The organism is Streptomyces sp. H27-D2, from assembly GCF_035828615.1.
Lineage (GTDB): Bacteria > Actinomycetota > Actinomycetes > Streptomycetales > Streptomycetaceae > Streptomyces.
Window position 1 is genome coordinate 1 of sequence record NZ_JAYMZR010000224.1, and the last position, 869, is coordinate 869.

An 869-nucleotide genomic window follows, 5' to 3' on the forward strand; every position below is an offset into this window, starting at 1 on the left:
GATCCGGAGACCGGCCGATGAGCAGCGCCCGCGACGCAGGCACGCGCGCCCCCGACGCCGGCATGAGCGCCCGTGAGCGAATCCTGGGCCGGGTCAGGGCTGCCCTGGCCGATGTCCCGTATGACGAGACGCCGCAGGACGTCCCCGTCGTACGGGACTACTTCGAGACCCACCCGACGCAGGGCGGCCCCGGCCCGGACCGGCCGGAGGCGACGGTCGACCTGCTGGCCGAAAACCTCGCGGACTACCGCGCGGTCGTGCACCGCAGCACCGCCGCCGAACTGCCCGCCGTCATCGCGAGGCTGCTCGCGGACCGGGGATCGCGTACCGTCGCCGTCCCACTGGGCCTGCCGGCCGACTGGCTGACGGCGAGCGATGCCGAACAGCTCGCCGACTCAACGGACTTGACCGCCGCCCGACTCGATGAGATCGACAGCGTGGTCACCGGCTGCGCACTCGCCATCGCCGAGACCGGCACCCTCGTCCTGGACGCGGGCCCAGGTCAGGGCCGCCGCATCCTGACCCTGATCCCGGACCACCACATCTGCGTGGTCCGCACCACCGACCAGGTGGTCGCCTCAGTCCCCCAGGCCCTGCCCCGCCTCGACCCGATACGCCCGCAAACCTGGATCTCCGGCCCCTCCGCCACCAGCGACATCGAACTCGACCGCGTCGAGGGCGTGCATGGGCCGCGGGCGCTGGAAGTGATCCTGGTCGGGGGCTGATCCGCGCCGACGGGTCACTTCACGGGGACAGCGGCGCGGACCCGGGCTGGGAGATCGCCTACGAGATTGCCGTCCAGCGACCCGAGAGGTAGCGCCCCGGCACCACGCAGCAACGTGTGGAGGATTCGACACCTTCATGTAGAC

General features: G+C 71.8%; 1 protein-coding gene. It reads left to right on the forward strand.

All coding sequences use genetic code 11. The features are described from left to right. Nucleotides 1-62: 62 nt before the first annotated feature. Nucleotides 63-725: a LutC/YkgG family protein gene (locus QMK28_RS34010; protein WP_326443560.1), complete on the forward strand. Its 663-nt coding sequence runs from the start codon at nucleotides 63-65 to the stop codon at nucleotides 723-725. Nucleotides 726-869: the final 144 nt, after the last annotated feature.

Coding starts and splice junctions, on each gene's coding strand:
- QMK28_RS34010 (WP_326443560.1), top strand. CDS start 63: ATGAGCGCCCGTGAGCGAATCCTGGGCCGGGTCAGGGCTGCCCTGGCC.